Origin of the sequence: Bradyrhizobium sp. CCBAU 45394 (assembly GCF_028128655.1) — a bacterium.
In the GTDB taxonomy this organism is placed as follows: Bacteria; Pseudomonadota; Alphaproteobacteria; order Rhizobiales; family Xanthobacteraceae; genus Bradyrhizobium; species Bradyrhizobium diazoefficiens.
This window is the reverse complement of record NZ_LBIX01000152.1, coordinates 36,675-56,429: the sequence shown is the minus strand read 5'-3', so window position 1 is coordinate 56,429 and position 19,755 is coordinate 36,675. Positions and strand designations below refer to the sequence as shown.

At 57.3% G+C, this 19,755-nt stretch carries 12 protein-coding genes and 3 pseudogenes; 7 read left to right on the top strand and 8 right to left on the bottom strand.

Features of this window, described 5'->3' with window-relative positions; genetic code table 11:
- Positions 1-1,250: 1,250 nt before the first annotated feature.
- From WN73_RS16360 to WN73_RS16350, 3 genes are all read left to right on the top strand, one after another.
- A complete protein-coding gene (locus tag WN73_RS16360) occupies positions 1,251-2,855 on the top strand; it encodes an amidohydrolase family protein (RefSeq protein WP_271553768.1) in 1,605 nt (534 codons plus the stop codon).
- A 6-nt stretch (positions 2,856-2,861) separates the two neighbouring features.
- A complete protein-coding gene (locus WN73_RS16355) occupies positions 2,862-3,245 on the top strand; it encodes a hypothetical protein (protein WP_271553767.1) in 384 nt (127 codons plus the stop codon).
- A 148-nt stretch (positions 3,246-3,393) separates the two neighbouring features.
- Positions 3,394-3,657 (top strand): amidohydrolase family protein, encoded by a 264-nt coding sequence (locus WN73_RS16350; RefSeq protein WP_271553766.1) that lies wholly within the window; start codon positions 3,394-3,396, stop codon positions 3,655-3,657.
- Positions 3,658-4,370: 713 nt separating this feature from the next.
- Here WN73_RS16350 and WN73_RS16345 read toward each other — a convergent pair.
- From WN73_RS16345 to WN73_RS16335, 3 genes and pseudogenes are all read right to left on the bottom strand, one after another.
- Positions 4,371-4,478, bottom strand: a pseudogene (locus WN73_RS16345) (helix-turn-helix domain-containing protein); the annotation flags it as partial.
- Between the two features lie 450 nt (positions 4,479-4,928).
- Entirely contained in the window at positions 4,929-5,285 is a 357-nt protein-coding gene (locus WN73_RS16340; RefSeq protein WP_271553765.1) for a c-type cytochrome, read from the bottom strand.
- A gap of 75 nt (positions 5,286-5,360) precedes the next feature.
- Complete coding sequence (locus tag WN73_RS16335) at positions 5,361-6,956, bottom strand: NAD(P)/FAD-dependent oxidoreductase (RefSeq protein WP_271553777.1); 1,596 nt, start codon at positions 6,954-6,956, stop codon at positions 5,361-5,363.
- A 1,705-nt stretch (positions 6,957-8,661) separates the two neighbouring features.
- On the opposite strand from WN73_RS16335, the gene WN73_RS16330 reads away from it, so the two are divergent.
- On the top strand, positions 8,662-8,922 hold the full coding sequence (locus WN73_RS16330; RefSeq protein WP_271553763.1) for a hypothetical protein: 261 nt from the start codon (positions 8,662-8,664) through the stop codon (positions 8,920-8,922).
- Positions 8,923-9,217: 295 nt separating this feature from the next.
- The gene (locus tag WN73_RS16325) at positions 9,218-10,327 is read left to right on the top strand and encodes an acyltransferase family protein (protein ID WP_271553762.1); all 1,110 of its coding nucleotides are present in this window, start codon (positions 9,218-9,220) and stop codon (positions 10,325-10,327) included.
- Between the two features lie 1,779 nt (positions 10,328-12,106).
- Here WN73_RS16325 and WN73_RS16320 read toward each other — a convergent pair.
- From WN73_RS16320 to WN73_RS44675, 4 genes and pseudogenes are all read right to left on the bottom strand, one after another.
- Entirely contained in the window at positions 12,107-12,754 is a 648-nt protein-coding gene (locus tag WN73_RS16320; RefSeq protein ID WP_333937972.1) for a phosphocholine cytidylyltransferase family protein, read from the bottom strand.
- A gap of 425 nt (positions 12,755-13,179) precedes the next feature.
- Entirely contained in the window at positions 13,180-13,875 is a 696-nt protein-coding gene (locus WN73_RS16315; protein WP_271553760.1) for an aminotransferase class I/II-fold pyridoxal phosphate-dependent enzyme, read from the bottom strand.
- 127 nt (positions 13,876-14,002) lie between these two features.
- A pseudogene (locus WN73_RS16310) lies at positions 14,003-14,371 on the bottom strand (aminotransferase class I/II-fold pyridoxal phosphate-dependent enzyme); the annotation flags it as partial.
- Between the two features lie 307 nt (positions 14,372-14,678).
- Positions 14,679-15,454, bottom strand: a pseudogene (locus tag WN73_RS44675) (isocitrate lyase/phosphoenolpyruvate mutase family protein); the annotation flags it as partial.
- Positions 15,455-16,621: 1,167 nt separating this feature from the next.
- On the opposite strand from WN73_RS44675, the gene WN73_RS16295 reads away from it, so the two are divergent.
- Positions 16,622-17,047 carry an autoinducer binding domain-containing protein gene (locus WN73_RS16295; RefSeq protein ID WP_271553758.1) on the top strand — a complete coding sequence of 142 codons (426 nt, stop codon included), beginning with the start codon at positions 16,622-16,624 and terminating at the stop codon, positions 17,045-17,047.
- 45 nt (positions 17,048-17,092) lie between these two features.
- Positions 17,093-17,386 carry a helix-turn-helix domain-containing protein gene (locus WN73_RS16290; protein ID WP_271553757.1) on the top strand — a complete coding sequence of 98 codons (294 nt, stop codon included), beginning with the start codon at positions 17,093-17,095 and terminating at the stop codon, positions 17,384-17,386.
- A 1,614-nt stretch (positions 17,387-19,000) separates the two neighbouring features.
- Here WN73_RS16290 and istB read toward each other — a convergent pair.
- On the bottom strand, positions 19,001-19,744 hold the full coding sequence (gene istB, locus WN73_RS16285) for an IS21-like element helper ATPase IstB (protein WP_271553755.1): 744 nt from the start codon (positions 19,742-19,744) through the stop codon (positions 19,001-19,003).
- Positions 19,745-19,755: the final 11 nt, after the last annotated feature.

Here is a 19,755-nt window from a genome sequence, read left to right as displayed (position 1 = left end):
GACACCTGCTGTCAGAGTCGCACTATTCATAAGCTTGAAAGCGGTGCCTCGCGAGCTTGAGATTGGCGGCCACGCTCTGCTCTCCAGCGCGCAGCCAATGCCTGACTGACCACGACAAATGAAATGATTATCGTCCGATACCGCAATGACTCATGCCAAGTCTCTCGGGGAGGTGTCGGGACTCATGAATCGATCATTGGTGCGGGGATAGCTGCGTCCGGAAATACAGCACATATCTTGACGTGGCTGTCTCTCCGGAAGATTGAGCCTCTTCTAAGTAGGGCAGCGTCATTGGAAGCAAACTGGCCCGATATCTGCTTGGCCCCTCGCTGCAACAAACGGAGGAGGAGGTCTATGCCACTCGAGTACAGCGTCCCAGTACGTTCAACCAAGCAAGAGTTGTGTTTTCGTTTCGCGGGGTAACCACGGCTGTCTTCCCGAAGGGTACCGAGAAAAAATGGAGCTTCTTGGATCCGTCGCAATTGATATTCGAGAAGCTACCGAATGTCGTCTGAGTCGGAAGCCAGCAGAGAGATGTGGTTGCCTCTCGTTGTCGATTCCGCGTGTCAAACAACTAGGCTGGTTTGCCCAGTTCTTTGTCCATAGTTCATTCGATGCCACGGTAAAACGGCGCACGATCGAAAAAGCTGTTGTACAATGACGACAACTTCACGAGCCGGTATCAGTCGCCGTAAGCTGCTGTCGATGGGGGGGCGGCGCGATACTGGCCGCTTACGGCGCTTCTTTGTCCCCCCACGTCTCCGTCCATGGACGAACAGGGCTACGCGAGCGTTGCTGAGGGAACCAACATCTCTGCTACCGTTTCGCCGGACGGGCGAACGGTGGCATTCGATCTGGCCGGGAGCCTCTGGCTTGTGGACATCGGCGGGGGTTGCGCGACGACTGACTGACGAATTCGGTGACGTCGGGCAGCCGCACTGGTCTCCGGCGGAGCGGAGATCGTGTTCCAATCCTATCGCGATGGAAATGTCCATCTCTGGACAATCTCCGCCGATGGCAACGGCTTAAACAACTTACGCGCGGTCCTAACGATGATCGCGAGCCATGCGACTCTCCGGATGAGCAGCGCATCGCGTTCTCGTCGGACCGCGGCGCGGGCTACGGCATCTACGCTTTTGACAGGAATAGCGCCGTGGAATTGCTGGTAAACACCGCGGCCGAGGAGACCGAACCGGCCTGGTCCCCGGACGGACGAAAGATTGCGTTCGTCACCAACACGTCATTCCTCAATGTGGTGGACGAGTAACCGGGCCATTGTTGCATCCGTTCACAACGATGCAAGAAACATTCTTAATGACAAGGAGATCCGGGGTCCGTCCTGGTCTCCCGACGGGGATCTCACTTACTTCATCTTGAACAACGGCACGGTGCAGTTGCACGGCCCTCGCGGTATTATCGTGCAAGGCGAAGACATTTTTCCGTTTAGGACATCTTGGTTGCCAACCGGAGAGTTCATATACACGTCGAGCGGCAAGATCCGGCGACGCGGCCTGGAAACAGCAGAGTCCTCAGTTAGTGAATTTTCCGCGCAGCTTTCAATCGTCAAACCGAAGTACCAGAGAGTGCGCCGGGATTTCGATTCGGTCGCATCACGTCCGGTCCTCGGTATCGGCAGTCCGGCGTTGTCGCCCGACGGCCGCAATATCGCTTTCCGCGCTCTCAGCGATATCTGGACGATGACCATCGGAGACCAGCCTCGCAGGGTTTGCCGCGACGGATTTCACAAATCCGACCCGGCATGGTCGCCTGACGGGCGCTGGCTGCCCTACTCTAGTGACCGCGGCGGCAAGCTAGATATCTGGTTGCGCGACCTGCGCACCGGCGAGGATCCCCAACTCACGCACTTATCCGATGCTGGGCTATCCGGTTCCTGGTCCCAGGACGGCAGATCGATTGCCTTTTTGGATCAGGCCGGCAGTCTTTATACGATTGAGATCGAGAGCGGCACTGTTCAGAAAGTCTATGGTCCTTTATGGGAACCAGGCCGGCCGAGTTGGGGGCCTAATGGGCGGACGATTGCCTTGGCGGCATTCAAACCTTACTCCGCTAGCTATCGCGAGGGGCTGAGCGAAATCCTTACCGTTGATCGGATGACCGGCAACGTCGAATATCAATCCCCTCTTCCACATCGATCGCTCAGCACGCGCGGCGACGACGGCCCTGTGTGGTCACCTGATGGGACGAAGATCGCTTTCGCGCTGGCCAGTCTGCTATGGATCGCTTCGGTCGATGCTCGGGGCAGGCTGACCGGCGCGCCACGTATGATCAATGCCGAGGTTACGGACGCGCCGAGTTGCAGCGGTGACTCCAAAACGCTTCTTTATCGATGTAATGGAAGTTTGCGGTTGCTTGCTGCCGAGGGGGGAAAGCCGCAAATCGTGCCGCTTTCGTTGCATTGGGCAATGGCCAAACCCGCGGGCCGAACCGTGCTCCGCGTCGGACGCTTTTGGGATGGCCGCAGTCCGGACCTTCGCGAGAATGTCGATGTCCTCATCGACTCCAACAAGATCGCCGGTATTGTGTCCCAGGACGGCAATGCCTATGGCGATGCTAAAATCGTCGATGCTCCTCGGTCGATAGCCATGCCCGGATTGATGGACATGCACACCCATCGCCAAATGCAGGGATATTCATATGGCGACCGGCAAGGCCGGTTGTGGCTTTCGCTGGGGATCACGACGACCCGCTCAGTCGGCTCACCCGCTTATCACATGGTGGAGGACAGGGAATCCATCGACTCCGGGGCACGGGTAGGCCCACGCCATTTTGCGACTGGGGAAGCCATCGACGGTTCTAGGATATTTTATAATTTCAGGCGTCCCGTCACCGAGTAGGGACAGTTGGCGTTCGAGTTGCAGCGAGCGGAAGCCTTGTCGTACGACCTCGTCAAGACCTATGTCCGACTGGCACCCGAGGCGCAACGCGATGTCATTACTTGGGCGCATGCCCGCGGTCTCCACGTCACGTCACACTACCAATATCCGGCCGCAGCGTTCGGCGCGGACGCGATGGAGCATCTCGGCTCCACGCGAACCATGAGCCGACCAGGCGCCGCCTATCAGAATGTCCTCGAGGTATTCGTCCAAAGCGGCATCACGTGTACGCCCACCATCTTCACCGCTAACGCATTGCTGGGCGAGGATCGTTCGTGGATGGACGACATCCGGATAAAAACGATCTATCCGCGTGGGAGTATGCACGATTACAAGAGCGCGCTAGACTGATGGCTGGCCGAACGGGCTGGTCACGCTGGCCGAACTCGAACGCAATGTCGCGCTGGTCAAAAAGTTGTTGCGCGACGGGGGCCGCATCATCACTGGCGCAGACGCACCGATCGATTCCTGGCAATCAGCTTACATCTCAATCTGAGCGATGGTTCGCTATGGTTTGACTCCATATGAAGCTCTGTTGACGGCAACCCGTTATACCGGCGAATTTCTCGGCGAACCCTTGGGGACGATTGCCGAAGGAGCGCTTGCCGATGTCGTCCCCGTCGAGGAAAACCCGCTGCTGCGTATCGAGGATGCCGCAAATGTCGATTGTGTGGTCAAGAATGGCGAGGTTTTGAGCGTCCAGGATCTGCCGGCTCCCTTCGTTGCAACGCAAGTTCGTCAGCACGGAAGGAACAAGACGTAGCCGCCAGTTCGGACCGCCGTGAACGAAGGGCGTTTCTGGTGGCACGGAAGGGAATTCGTTGAAAACAGCAGAGCCTGCTGCTGCTGCTGCTGCTGTACGGCGACGCCGCGGCTACGCTGCACGGCTTAGGATGTCAAATTTCGCGGGGGGAACTGATGGATGTGACAGTCGGATTTACGTCGCCTGTAATCATAATCCTGCCATAGGCTCACGGCGTTGCGCTCCTCGCAACGAAGATTCCCGCGACTGCAACGATAGCTAGCGTGTCCGCAGTATTCGTCGCGATCAAGGTTCCGGCAGCGACCGCGCCGGAAGAAGTTGGCCTCTCGACGGCGCGACTCGTGGTGGCCGCCGTCGACCACTTGCGCTTCGGCCAGGGCTCACAACTAATGGTCCGTCCTGGCTCCCCTGAGGCTGGGGATAGGCAAAAGAAGGGCTTGTTCATGGATCGGAACGAGTTACGTGCGCATTGTTCGGAAATAGATATGGAAAGAACCTTTTCCAGATCGTATTGTTGGTTTTATGGCCCTGGTCATATTGTTCAGCGTGTCAACTTTCGGCGAGGAGACGTGCTGCAGTTCTTTGAAAGAGCGTCCCGAACACCGGTGGGGATGAGAGGGCTGACAGCGAATACATACGTCGGATCCCGTCCTGCGGCACTCATTGTCGAGCGGTAGCTCCTCCACTAGCCTGCTGTTCTTCTCATCGAGCTACTTCAACCGTAGCATCTTCGTCGGCAGCAATCCATCATACCACCTCTTCTTCCAGCTGGAATAGGTCGCCTGGCTGATCCCGACCTTGCGGCAGATCTCCGCAACTGGGCGATCTCCAGATTAGTGACTTTCGACTTTTCATCGCCTACAGCCTCTCCCAGGGCGATCATAGCCGGAGAGCTTTCACTCAGATCTGGTGCAAGATTTCGGGAGGAGACCAGGTCCACCTCCGGCGAAATTGGCCCGCCGCCCGGCGGTAAAGATGTTCGAATTGAAGCCCGCATAGTGAATGCCGCGGTCGCCGATGCTCCTGAACGGCTTGCCCGAAGTTAGGTCCTGCGCGAAAGTGACACCCTGGATTGTATCTAAGTGTCCGGAAGAGGCGTGTATGAGCCGAATGACAGTACGCAACAAGCATGCCATCCACAATCCGCTCCATGGCAGGCCGCCGGGGAGGCTAGCCGGCGTACTCCAGGAAGTGGTCGACCAGCTTATCTTACAAGTGCCCACACGTGGAGCGAGAAGAACGTCGTTTTCCGGTATCGTTATCTTGCGCCTTCACCTTCGCGCCGCTTGCACGTCACTCGCCGTGACTGCATCAGGGTGGCTGTTTCCGAAATGCGTACGCAGGTAGTTCACGACTGCGGCGACCTGGTAGTCGCTCATCATTTCGCCAAAGGAGGGCATGCCGCGGCGGCCGTTGAGGACGACATCGATCGCATAAAAGCTCGATTCGAGATTGCGGTTGGCGACTAGCGACGGATAGCTGGCTGCACCGCTCGCCCCCATCGCGTCGACCATGTGGCAACCGCGGCACACGTTGATATACAGCTGCTCGCCACTCGTCTCGACAAAGCGATAGCTGGAGGAAAAGTGGCGGCTCTTCAGCGCCGGCCGATCGTTCTGCCCGAGCACAGCATACGACTGCAGGAACAGCGTCGCGATGGTTGCGAAAGTGATATGCTTGGTGCCGCGAATGTTACCCTCGCTTCATGTCTTGATCACCCGCTCATGGAGCCGCGCGATGGCATCAAGTGAGGAGAGGATTGCGCCCTCCTGCCAGGCCGGCAGTGCGGACGCATGCTCGCCGGCAAGCAAAATGCGCCCGTCGATTCCACACAGATTGCGATAGTGCTGCTTGCGGGACGCCTCGGACCAGTAGCCGCTACAGCCAAGCGTGAATGGCACCCGGTGCCAGGCGACAGCGATGCCGTTCTCGAACTCCGTCCTGTATTGAGGATGGATGGCCGCGCCAAACTCAACCGCACGCGCCACGCGCTCATCAGGCGGCATGGCCGTGAACTCGAAGGAATTGGCGCCCTCGAACAGATAAGCGCCGAGCAGGATGCCGCGTCCGATCTTGTTGTAGTCGGTGTTGGGATAGCCGATCTCTCGGATCGGCAAATCCGTATAGCTGATGCCGCCATAGATCGCGTCGTCCTCCTCCCAGAATCGGCGCTTGAACTGCAACCCGACTTTCACCGACGCTGTATAAGGCACGGCATCTATAGCCGCCTTCATCGCGGCGCCCACATTGATGGGCAACTGGCTCAGAATCGACAACGGGATCGTGCACAGGCACCAATCGGCAGTGACCTTTTGCGACTGCGCGGGGTTTTTGGCGTCCACATAGGTCACGGTGACGCCGCTATCGTTCTGCCAAATTTCCGTGACCTTCGCATTATAGCGGATGAGTTCGCCGAGTTCGCGCGCGAAGGCCTTGCCGATCATGTCCATGCCGCCGACCGGCTGGAACATCGTGGTTTGCAATTCGTACCTGGCGAAATTCCAAAAATAGCGCCACAGGTGCGACTTCAGGACATCCGAGAGCGCTAGCGGCTCGCTCGGCAGGGGAGACGCGGATAGTCCACCGCCGGGCGGCACCGAATAGCCGCGATACTCGGAGGCAATCAGACTCGCTTTGTATTTGAAGTCGTGATCAAGCGCGCCCCAGGATTTGAGCGCAATCAGCAGGATTTCCTTCTCCTCCTTGGAGACGTCCTCATCCAATCTGCCTTGGCTTGCGACTTTCGCAAGCAGTTCCGAAATCTGGCCCTGGAAATCGGCCTTTACTACGCGGATCCGCTGCGGCGCTCCTCCGAAGGCGCGCGAGGCGTGGAGATATGCGTTGTGATTGACCTGGATGAAGGGTTCGAGCGCAACGTCAAGTCGCTTGCAATAATCCAACAGCGCGCGGTGATGATAGGGAATCCGCCACGGCCCTGGATCGAGATAAAGGCCGTCCTCGAAAGCGCAGGTCTGCTTGAACCCGCCGAGTTCCACATAAACATCGCCTCCACGGAGCGTCCAGTTTCGCCCGCCGGGGCGGTCGTTGAACTCCAGCATCAGGATCTTGTAGCCAGCCTTGCGTAGCTCCAGCGCCGCCGTCATGCCGGCGAGACCCGCACCAAGGATGAGCACGGAGGCGCCTTTGGCGTCGCCGTCAAGCCTGATCGGGCCTGTGTAACGAGAATCAGAGGCGAAACCGAGCGCCGTCATCGTGTGGTACATCGCGGCGCTGCCGGCCACGGTACCAATCAGTGAGAGCAGATCGCGTCGCCGCAATGTGAGAGGATCGTTCTGCATCTGGCCCACGATCGCCGCTTAAACGACTCAGGTCCCATCTGCCAAGGAAACGTGAGGCTGCTCTGCATATCCGGTGATATTGATGGGAGGTTCTTGCCCAAGGCCGCTTGAATCGCAGCTCTTACCTTGCCCAGCGGATCGTTGGTCTGGCAGGCGGCTGTTGCAAGATGCGGGGCGCGGCATCGTTGGTTGCCACAATGATAGTGCGGCAAATGCGCATTCGGGTTGTTGAGTGTGACGCGAGGCAAACACAATTAGAATCTTAGCGAGCCCTCCTGGGTTCAACTGGACCGGAAGGCCTTGCTTGTTCGCATGTGCTGTCGCTACTATGTCAAAAGTCGGTTCATCACCGACCACTGAGACTTTTCTCAGGTAACATCTGCAGGTAAGAGTCGTCACCTCCTCTAGAGAAAACTGCGACGGCTTCATAAGCCTCTTGTATTGATCTCGATATTCGTCGGGCACATTGCAGTGCGCGCAATGAGGGTTGCAGTCAAGGGACATGCGGATTTTTACGTAGTCGAAGACGATGAGAAGCAGGTTGTCGCGCGGCATAGCGTCCTCCTGGTTGTCTCACCGAAGACAAGCAGAATTTGGGCCAGCGTCAGGCGCAGCAGGCGGACGGCTCTTTATGAGCGCAATGTCGCGGTTCAAACAGTTTGACGTGTTCCAGACGTCAGAGGCGTCTGCCCATCAACGACATGAGGCGCGTGCGAAATATCGGCTGCTATAGGTGCAGAGATGCAGCAGGAATTTGGGAGCTTGTTAGCCGCCCCGACAATGCAGTTCGCATTTGTGACTACCGAACAACAAGCAGCTGGCATTACTGTGCGAACGCGAGAGATCCTGATAAGGCAGCGGAGCCAGCGCTCAGCATAGCCTAATAGGGACTTGGCGAGCGTCGGCGTGACAAGCATCACCACACTCCGCGTTCAACCATGGTTCCAGTCCCGACGCGTCGATTTTCGCGAAAGTTGTTCCGTCCACTCTTGGGTACCCGCGTTGCCGCGAGTTACTTCCTGTCAGGCTCAAAATATCCTCGCGGCAGATCGTGTCGTGCAGCACATAAAAAAGGGTGGGGCCGGCTCCGCCTTCGCCTTATGAAGCGTCCTTTGAAGGCGTCTGATGTTATCGAGTGGTTTGTGGGCTCATCACTACCGATCCAATTCCCCGCCATTGTTCAAGAGCGTTTGAAGTCTAGGTCCGCTCTTCCGTCTGAATTACACGGTTTCATCACTGTCAGGCCAGAGGAGGGCCGGTTGAAGGGCCTGCCTCCGTGCGCCACACAAACCGGGCGTACAGCTTTCCCGTATCCGGCTTTCATGAAACAGCTTTCGCGATCTGCACAAGGGATCAGCGGGACGAAGCCGACCAGCTTCAACTCCGTGCGCGCCAGTTCGGTAGGGTATTCCCCCTCCACGCTGCATTCGCCGCCGCTGGTAAGGTGTGACAATTGAACGAATTCCTGCGAATTGATGGCACCTGAGCCAGGAGGCGTTCATCAATTCAGAGAAGGTTCACGATGCTCGTCCGTGTTCTGACAGCGGTACGACGGGCCCGTCGGATTCAAAACACCCGCCGCCGTTTGCGACTGTCGAAAGTTTGTTTAAGCGTAACAAATTCGCTTAAACGTCGCTGGCACGGCCGTTGCTTTTGAGGGGTGTCAACGCTGACTGAAGACGAGTGCTTTTCAAATGTGGGGCGTTTGTTCGACGAAGCATTTGCAACGCTTAAACCGCTGAAGGTAGCTCCGTCTTTTGCATCGGTCTTCGTTTTTGGGGGACCCGCAGTCATCGAACCAACGGGCGTTCTGGCTATTGATGGCAAATGCGAGATCACATTTTACAAGCCGATGCCTCTCGCGACTAGCGTTAATCACGCGCGCGTGCGCGGTGTGTACGACAAGGGCAAAGAAAAAGGCGCCATCATTCAAAACGAACTCACCGTCAGTGAATGGCGAGCCTGATAAGATTGTCAGCATTCGTTCTCCGCCCTTTACGCGTAGGCGAAGGGGTCCATGGCGACCATTGGAGGGAGCGCCTGACCGCACGAAGTACCCACCACAAGCGCCGGGTAGGTCAATCGATATGCCGATCCGGCCCAACCAGGCACTGGTCTATTTTCTATCGGATGCTCGAAAGCCGTTTCGCCGCGATCCGGGATTCACACGTTGCACCGGCGTTCCCATATCCATTCTCCATGGCATGTGCGTCCGATGTACAAAGACGACAGGGTTAAAAGTACGACGGGAGCGGTGAGTTATGAACAGATGGTTGCCGTTTTCCTTGGGCGACGAGACAATGTCGGATCAATTGATCCGAGCGGAGAATCGGCCATCCGGTTTTGATTATCTTCGGCTCTTTCTGTCGATAAGCGTTATCTCGGTCCATAGCATCCTAATATGCTACGGGTGGCAGGTTCATTTGAAGATGTGGGGTGGTCCGCTGCACCCAGTGTTGAAATTTATCGTTCCAAGCTTCTTTGCCCTGAGTGGATTCCTGGTTGCAGGAAGTCTGGAACGTAACACCGTCCCTGCATTTCTGACCCTAAGGTTTTTGCGAATTTTCCCAGCCCTTTGCGTTGAGACGCTAATTTCCGCCCTATTGTTGGGCACGCTTTTAACGTCGCTGTCTCTAAGCAACTACTTTTCCCATCCAGAATTCTGGCGCTACATGGGCAATATAGTAGGCTGGGTGCACTTCTATCTTCCCGGCGTTTTCGAGAACCGACCTCCTCCGCACCTTGTGAACGGAGCAATTTGGACTATTCCCTTCGAACTGGAATGCTATGCTGCGATTGCAGCTTTGGGGGTAGCTGGGCTCGCCAAGAGACCGATACTTTTCACAAGCGTGATCATCTTTTCGATGCTCGCTTTTTCCGTGAAGGGAGCGACTTCCCCCACTTACGGCCTGAGCCGCGGAGAGCTAATCCTCCCTTTTACGTTCGGAGTTGCAATCTATCTCGTCCGGAACTCGCTGCCGTTCTCGCTTCCGCTGTTCGTTCTGAGCTTCACACTGTCCTTTGTGTTCTTCTACTTCAAAGCCACGTCTTACCTCGCGACACCGTTTGTCGCCTACTCAACAGTGTACATGGGGCTACGGAATCCAAGGCGAATGCTTCTGGTGCGCGGCGCCGATTATTCATACGGCATCTATATCTACGGCTTCCCTTTCCAACAGGCAGCCTTTCAATTGCTTCCAGGCGGGACCTTCTGGCTTTTGAACATCGCCTATGGTGTTCTCTCTTCAGGTGCAGCCGCGTATCTCTCCTGGACCTTTGTCGAGAAAACAATTCTGGAGCAGCGCTCGGTAGCGCTATCGCGCGTCGCAAAGTTCATAGAGTGGTTTCGCTTGCTTTTCAGGCGTCTTTGAATGCCCCTGCAAGTGTTCTGCTAGTGGTTCAGGGCGTTCGGTGAGCAGCGCGAGTTGACGGCGACACAAGGCCGTCTCGGGTCGGAAGCGATCGCGCAGTACGGCAAGATCGGGTAACTGTCGGGCATCGAGGTCGATCGCGATCGATTTGGCGAGTTCGGCTTCGCAGCCGTGCTCGTGGGCAAGCGCCAGAAGCTCGACAGTCACCTTGCAGGCGCGTCAATCATCGCGGTGTTCCCGTAAGGTCTCGAACTGATGTTTGCAAGCGCGCGCGGGAAGAGCTGGTCGCGTGGACGAGGCTGACGAACTCTATCGGCTTGTGCCACGAATTGATGATATGTCCTGGCTCTCGACGCAAGCCGACCGCGCCGCAACGTCACGACCGGCGTGACGCCGGGGAGGCGTTCGAACCGGTCATTCGGACACAGGCGAAGGCCAGCCAATCGTGAAGACACAACGCATCGTACCAGATTCGATAAAACGCATTTGCACCCTGGATCTCCATCGCAATGTTGCGGCCAATAGTGCCGCGACGCAACCTAGTTGGCATCTGGCCCACCCTATTCTGCCTCACGGCAAACAGATGAAAAGCAAATGCAAGACTCCGGGTCGATCCCAGATTTGCACAAAGTTTGCGAGGTGGCCGGAGTTGCCGACCAGCATTCATATAGCGATGGATAGAAGGAACCAATTAGGTCTGTCAGATGTTCTGCGGGAGAAAACTACTAGCAATTGAAACCGAAAAGGCAATCATAGCGCCCGTATTGCCGCCTGCTTCGGTTGCGGCGATACCTGTGCCGCAAAGGAGAAAGTCTCCAGTCTCGCAGTCTCGTGACAGTCCAAATAGCTGCGATCCGTCTTGGGACCAGCAGGACGGCCGAAAAGCGGGGGAGAATTGTCGTGTTTTTACAACCAATCCTGCACCACGCGGTTTCGAACTCGCGCAGGACATAAATCGATGGCGGCATTGGCTTTCCGCTGCTGCATCAACTTGACGGCGCTCGGACGCGGTTAATGAGCGGCGTATCAAACTTCGAACTATCATTTCGGGTTGGCCTAGAGTCGCTGTGACTGCCTGCGGGACTTCAACCGATTTATCCGGTGCCGCAAACAAGTGTTGCATGTCATTCCGCAGTGCCGTGTTGGCCTTTGAATGCGGGACCGCAATGTTCTTCGGCGGTGCCGCCCAATCCAACTTCTCCGTTGACAGAGCCGTCTTCTGCGAACTCGTCGGCGAACCCATAGAACAGAGAAATCGGTACCTGCTCGTGCGCAGCCTCGAATTGGATATGACTGCCATGAACCTTCCCTGATGTGCCACCCGAGGATGATCCCGTGTTGTGGATACACGATGGGTGGCTGAGCCATGAAGGAAGTGCACCTCGACCACCAACTGTCCGAGATATCGACTTCTGGAGGCTGATTGGAGGTAGGTCGAGCGATAGAGTGGGGCTCACGGAATGCGCTAGCCAAAGCCCGTCCGACAGTCTCAGCCTCCTTATCGGAGAGATTCACAGGATCCGGTGAGATCGAGCTGAACCATCAGCACTGCGGGCATGACGCTCTGCAGATAATGTCGCCGAACCCGCCCGTTGCCTATCCACGCAACATCTCCGTGCAGTTCGTCGTGTCATCATTGGCGCGGAGCGTCGACGTAACTTGACAGCTCAGCCAGAAGCGCTCTTGCCCGTCACGGGCAGCTAGAGTTGCTGGGAATAAGCGCGCAGAAGAGCGGCGGAGACCTGTGGTGGTATCATCCCCTGGATTCCAAAGAAAATTTCAGCCTTGGTCCCTCACTTGCCTTCCTGCCTGGATGATAGGAGCAGGCTCCTCTTGAAAGATGAGCTCCGCAATGCGCAGATCTTCGATACTGTCGAGTCCGTACCACCTGAGATCTTCACACCGGGCTGCACCAAGCTGCAGAGCTCGCTTTTCGATGAGATAGGCGATGAGCTCGTCCGTGTAGGCCCGTATTGCTCGCGACGTGACAATATCGTCCAGTGTTGGGACAATTGTTGTTTTGAGAGTCAGTGCTGAAAATCGAAGCAGGCTCATCGTCTTGAATAGCCTTGGGCCTTTCGCAACAAAGCCGGCCGCAGCTTTGCTCATGCAAAAACCCGATATGAAGCCGCTATCCGACAACAAAACGGCCGCCCCTTGCGTCAGCTCGCCAAAGGGAGCTACAGCGACCGCATCGGGTACATCGCTGGCCATCAAATGGCGCAATGCATCCTGTTCGAAGAAGACGTCCCCCTCTAAAACAAGGCAGTCCCCAGCGAGCAGCACGTCGCGTGCCAGCCACCGCGAAAAGGCGCTCCCGGTGCAGTCGAATACCAATGACTCGAGATAGTTGATTTCGAGCTCGCCAAAGCGCCTTCCGCGGGCACATTGAATGGCGTCCTTGCGGTAACCGACCACGATGGTCACCTCTCCAACACCAACCGCATCAAGGTTTCGTAAGGCATTATGAATGGATCGGCGTGCCGTTGAACTCGACCAGCGGTTTTGGGCAGAGATCGGTAAGTGGCCGGAGCCACGAGCCCAAGCCAGCGGCGAGGATGATGACGCTGTTTCGGACGTTGGGGAGCATTTTGTTCCCTGTCGTCGTCGAATGATTTCGGGCCGCCGTTTCTCTTGCGGACTGGTGCTTTTTGGGAAAGGACAACGTCCGCGAGCTCCGAATGCCGTGATTGATGTGTCCTCGTAACCGAAGGTCCCGCACCCGGAGGGGGCGTGTCCCGGAGGGGGAACGACGCTCGCGCGAGCCGCATCCCGCCGCAAGCACGAGTGCGGGGCTCGGAATCTTGCCTCAAAGGCAGCTCTGTTCATATCGGCATTCGCGAAACCAAAAGTCAGGTCCACTCGTTCAGATTTGTGGTCACGCGCCGCAAGCCTTTGACGAGCGATTCAAGATCGATGCCGTAGGAGAGCCGGAGACCGGAGGAGTCACCAAAGGCTGTGCCCGAAACCGTTGCCACACCAGCGTTCAACAGCGGCGCATCAGTGATGTCATCGGGGTGGAATTCGCAGCCATTGGCAGCGGGACGCCGCTGGAACCCGCTGAGATCGAGGTAGAAGGAGAATCCACCTTGGGCAGCGGGCGGTGGCACCAATTTCAGCTTTGAAAGGATCGAGAGTCCGAGTGTTCGCGCGTCCGAAATGTGGCGCTGCAATCCCAATTCGAAGGCAGAATCGTCAGATTTGAGATGAAACACCAGCGCATGCTGCGCAATGACATTGGGATTCGATGTTGTACGGGTTTGTAGCGCCTTAACCGCACTGATAAAGGTTTTGGGCCCAGCGATATAACCGATTCGCCAGCCGGTCAGGGCTAACGACTTCGAAAATGAATTGACGATCAATGTGCGATCGCGTGCCTGGGGCGCCATCGATAGGATCGAATGATGCGTATGTGGGGGATGAGCGAAAGCCCCGTAGCATTCGTCGAAGATGATCCAGAGTTTCCGTTCCGTCGCGAGTTCGGCAATGCCAGCAAGGGTGTCGCGGTCGTAGACCGTGCCGGTCGGATTGTTTGGCGTGTTGACCACAATCGCATTGGTCCTTGAAGTAATGGCGGCGGCGAGATTCTATAGGCCTCGGCACGTAATTGTTGTGCCGACTCTCAACAAAGATCGGCCTGCCGCCGGCAATAATGATCTGTGCCGGGAAAGTCGTCCAGTATGGGGCGGGGATCAGTACTTCGTCGCCAGGATTTAGAAGGGCCAGGGCCGCATTGAAGAGCGCCTGCTTGGCGCCGCTCGTCACAGCGATTTCGTCTGCTGACCATGGCTGAGCCGTCTCGGCGGAAACCTTGCAAGCAAGCGCGCGTCGCAGCTCCAGCAGCCCGATCGGGTCGGTATAGCGGTTGAGGTTGCCATTGATCGCCGCGATCGCGCCCTCACGAACCGATGGGGCGAGTTCGCTCCAGATCTCTCCTGCCGTCAAATCGATAATGTCCTCGCCGCCTGCAGTCCCCCCCTTTGTTGCGGCCCTGGTCGGAGCGCGGCCCCACAATTTGACCAAAGCTGTCCGGTGTGCCAACACGAGCGCTCTCCCTTAGAACTTATGGGATCGTTTCTGGGTGGCTGGAGTCTGTAGGATTTTGAGCCAAAGAAACTCCCCGGTACTGAGCAAAAACACACAGCAGGTCCTGCCTAGTCGTTTTCTGGACGCCAAATGATTTCGGTGCGTTTCTTCGGTGCCTAGCCGTTGAGCAACGTGATGAGCTGGAAGCGCAGGGCGTCGCGGTATCGAGGCTGCTTGTACCAATCAATGATATCTCCACGAGGGCGAACAGGGGCTGCGTTGGAAATTTCAGTGGTGGGTGACGATGATGAGGACCGGTGCATAGGGCGAGTTCATCATACCCCAATAGGTTGAAAACCTCGTCGAGCGTCGCAATATGGGGCTCGATACTCGCGATGCCCTCCCTAGCCATGATGCGACCGCAGACCCTGCGCATGGCAACTATTGCAGATCGCATGGAGTGGTTGGCCCAGATTACCGTGGAGATGCGGCATCGCGATATGCGGAGACCGGCGTTTGATAATTTTGTTGGGGTGATCACGATGGGCAGTCGGTTCTGCAAGCACTCGCAAACTCAAGGATCTCCTCCGCTGTACTCTTTCGCGAGTGAATGAGAATCGCGTCGGCTCCCGCATCGGCGTAAGCGTGAGCACGCGAAACCGCTTCGTCCATTGGACGACCGGCAATCAGGGCTTCGATCCGCGCCACGAGAACCAAGTCTTGCCCAACTGTATCCCTGACGGCCCGCAGACGGCCCGAGAACTCGTCGATGTCAGCTATGGCATGTTGCTCGCCAACGAACGAGTTCATTTTTGGAAAACAGCTGTCCTCCAGCGCGAGGCCGGCGGCCCCCACGTTGGCAGAGTTTGCGCGCGAGCAGACGCGCATTGTTGAAATTGCCGAAACCGCTATCGCCGTCAACGAGCACCGGCAGCTCGGCCGAGTCCCCGATGCGTTCGACTACGTCGACGAGTTGGCTCCATGATGCCTCATTGGCATCGCGGTAGCCGATAGATGAGGCAATTGATAGGCCTGAAGCCCACAGGCCTTTGAAACCTGCCCGCTGAGCGATTGCTCCGAAAGCCCATCATGGGCTTCCATGAGAAAGGAGAGCTCGTCATTGGAGCAAATCTGAGGTCGAAGTATATCGGCAGGCAGCGTTTTCACGCCTCGATCGGGCCCGACTTCGCGAACAGATCTATGTTGCATGCAGAATATCCTGAGGGCGGGACCTGCGCCCCTTGATCAAGCATTGATTGGCACATCTCTGTCGTCTCGATCGATTGCTAGCGTTAGTAGTTGACTGGAGCGCAAAGCTCCGCCTGGCGGCCCCCGAGGGGCATAGAATTTCCGGATTCGTGCTGGTCGGCGACGACTGTGTTGCGAAATACCAACCCGGTCGGCAATGCATGCTTCGTTCGGCGCATCGGTAAAGAGCGTCGGTCGCTCGTGTGAGCGTGCAGTCCCTAGCTTCGCGCTTTCCGCTTTTTTGTGTGAGCAGGAAATCTTATGCCGTCCCATAATCAGGAGAGTCCTCGATCTACATCGAGGAACGTCGTGGCTAGTACAACAGCGCTGTCGTAAATCCGACGTTTGTCGCCGTGCTCCAACCGGTTAAGTCCCGTTAATCTCTTCAAGTGCTTGTCTTGACAACTGAGTTTCTCGAGGGCGCGCCTGATATGACACTTGCAGCGCACGTTTCGGTTCCTTGCAAGGTACTTGGAGAAGCGGATGCTCAGTGTCATCTACATCAATCGGGTTCCGGAGCTTGTCCTAACCGCCGTGCAGCTTCTCGCCGATGCCAGCAGGTTCCAGGGCGGTGAGCTGTATCAACCGGTTCGATCGGCTCCCGCTGAAGGGAACGGTGGGCCTGGGCGAATAGCTGGACGGCGACCGCAGCGTTCTCACAATAGGCACAGCAAACCGGCCGCATTCCTTACCCAAAGTCTGGTCCTTTGGATCCGCGACCGCCATGTGCTTCAAAGATCACGTCTGCGCCGAGATCGGCTGGCCCCCGGTCACGTATGCGTTGGCAGTCGTGATACGCAAGAATCAATTGGCAATCGGGTCCGGACGAACTCATCGCTCCCAAGCAAGGAGTGCACGTCGCCCCCGCGCTGACGGTCTCTTTCGGTCTTTAGCTATCGCCGCACTTGTGCGACTGCGTTGCGAGCTGGAGCATGTCAGAAATGCAACGAACCTCCGTCTGAAACAGACTCAATCGAACGGCGCCCAACGGCCTTTCGGCTCGATCGCATGAGGCGCCATATGAATCTCTTTAGCTTCGTCGAATGTGCGAATCAAACGCAATCGCTCAAAACGCTGTTTGATCTGCTTGTGAGCTGTGCGAGCGAAGAGGGGTTTACTGAGGTCGCTTACGGAGCACTCACCTTCGCGGAGCCGCTTCGTCTACCGGGGTGTCCACCGCCTCTGGTAGCAATGAAGGCTCCGCCTGACTGGTGCCAGCGCTATTTCGAACGCAAGTACTACACCGTCGACCCGGTGGTCCGGCGGACACCGATGTTTGCGGGGCCATTTCTGTGGGACGAGCTCGCCAAAGAACATCAACTGCTGGCATCTGAACAACGCGTACTACGGGAGGCCAGAGAGGCAGGCCTGAAGAATGATGTCAGCGTGCCATTGTTTGGGGCCATCAGGGCGAATATCTGTGATATCGTTCGCATCCCGTTTTGATGATGCGGATCCTCAGAGGAATCTGAAGCATCTCAAAGTGCTAGCTTGGCACTTCCATATTGCGTTTGCGGAGATCGCAAGGCCCTCGGAGAGTGGCTCGAACAGAAAAGTGAGCCTTTCTGGCGCGAAAAGGAGTGCCTGCGATGGGTCGCGGAGGGCAAATCGTCTTGGGAAATCGGAAGGATACTGAACGTGAGCGAGAATACGGTGAATTTCCATGTAAAGAACGCAATACGAAAGCTCGGCACGGCGAGACGGACTCATGGTCTTGTAAAAGCGATTCGTCTTGGGCTCATTGAATTTTCGGAGCCTGCGTTGGCAACGCCGATGGTGGCCTAACTGGTGTCGCCTCCGTTCGCTATGACGCGGCCACAAACGTGGTAAGCTAATTTGCGGAAGAAGCAAGCCTGGCGCCGGTGTGGCCTCAAAAGGCTATGCTGGTTGGCATGGAGTCCCCGATATCTAATTCCTTGTGACCTCGACAGATCGATGCTGCTACTCAACAGGGCGTCGTCAGGCTGACCAACTGTGCCTGCGCCGCTAGACATCTAGCGCGCTCGACATCACTTTGTGAGATATGCTTTGGACGGTCTTTTTTTAGCGTTTCGCGCACAGGCGCGCGACAGCGATGTGCTTATGATACAGATTGTTAGGTATTTCAGACTTGCGGGAGAGCCGCCTCCTGCAGAACACTGAAGCCTTGGGCCGTCAGTGCTGACGAACTACGCGTCAGCATGTCCCAGTACGGGGAGATAGCGCGTAAATTGTGGCGAACGAGACTTGGGGCAAAACGTCGTGCACAGACAGCAATGTCTGTAGGTGTTGTCGTCGTCAGGTGTGAAAAATGCGCGTAGGCGAGATGAGACGTCGCTGAGGCTGCGCTGGTCGATGATGCGGCGAATTGATGGTCGCGAGCTCGTCCCAATTTTCGCGGCAATTAGCGTCGCTAACGTGCTCCTCGCCCCAATCGGGCGCGGGCGGACTTTCGAGCAAATATCAGCCTGGCTGCGGCTGCCCCCACCTATTGCCTCATGGAGGTATGTTCCCGAAGGCGCGATTGTTGCCTCATTTTTCGCTCCCGAGAGGGCGGACGGTCGGTACGGGGAGTGCGGGCGCGGTCACCGTACGACCTGTGTCGCATCGATCTGCGCCGCATGATCCGCCGATCGCGGGGTGAAAGATCAAAAAATATCGAGCTCAATCCCTTCCGCCAGTTCGACAATGCGTTCTGACTCATGGCCAACGTTGAGGGTAAATTTCCATGCCTGGCTGCTGTTCGCAAATAGGCCGCCAAATAGGCCATTCTGTTCGCGAGCGATCCAGTTTCCCTGGCGATCCCTCTACCAATAAAGGCCCTGGAAGTCGCAGGGATGCGCGAAGGGGACACCCAACTTCATTGTTTATCCCAGGAATGTGAAAGTGTAAGCGCCGCTCTTCACGTGTAAATCGGCGCTCGTTGTCGTTTGCGCGTGATCCTGCGGCATGCTAGCCGCGCTCGGTGTGGCCTGCTTACAAGTGATTTTCTTGATCGACGATCGGCATGCGGCGTTGGCTCCATTCCAAAGTTTCACAACCTCTTTCGTGAGTGCGACCACTTTCGCGCAGATCAGCCGAAGTCGCCGCGTCTACGCTGACCAATAAAGGGCCTCCTTACCGGAAGGTATTACCTGCCAACCGGTAGTCGTAACAAGCGCATTGCGGATTCCGACGAAGTCGCCCAGGCGTACCGATATGAAGTCGCCCACGGATTCCGAGACGATGTCGCCCACCTTTCCGATTTGATCTCGCCCAGTGGCGAGGCGTTCTGGCCGCTTGGTTTTCTGGCATCGGTCAAGCCGCGTGGTCAATCTGGAATCGCAACTTGAACCTGCTTTTCTTCTGCTGTTGCTGTGGTCATGTGGGCAACGCGATTGCGTTGTCCAAGCGCAGCGGCATGTCCACAGCGCCACGGGCTCAGGTCTTTCGGGCGGATGACGGGGTTCGGCGCAGGCTCTCGCCAGTGAGGTCGAGACGGTGGGCGTTGTGGACGAGGCGATCAAGCACGGCGTCGGCGTAAGTTGGGTCCCCAATCAGCACGTGCCATGTGTCCACGGGGAGTTGGCTTGTGACGAGGGTGGAACGCCGGCCGTAGCGATCCTCCAGGATCTCCAGGAGATCGTGGCGGGCGCCGGCATCAAGCGGGGCGAGGCCCCAGTCATCGAGGATCAGCAGATCGACGCGGCCAAGGGCGCGCAACAGGCGTGGATGGCGGCCGTCGCCGCGAGCGAGCGCCAGGTCGTCGAACAGGCGCGGGACGCGCTGGTAGAGCACGGAGCGATTGTCGCGACAGGCCTTGTGGCCGAGCGCCGAGGCGAGCCAGCTCTTGCCGACGCCGGCCGGGCCGCAGATCAGGAGATTGACGTGGTCGTCGATCCAGCGGCCCTCGACGAGGCTGGCGAACAGCGGGCGGTCCAGACCGCGCGGGGTGCGGTAGTCGACGTCCTCGACGCACGCCTGCTGGCGCAGCTTTGCGTAGCGCAGGCGGGTGGCGAGCCGCTTGTCGTGGCGCAGCGAGGCTTCACGTTCGAGCAGCAGCGCGAGCCATTCGGCATGACCAAGGCCGTTGGCCTCGCCGGCGGCGTCGATGTCGGCGAAGGCCTTGGCCATGCCGTGGAGGCCGAGGGCGTTGAGGCGGTCGAGGGTCGGATGGGTAAGCAAGGGATGGTCTC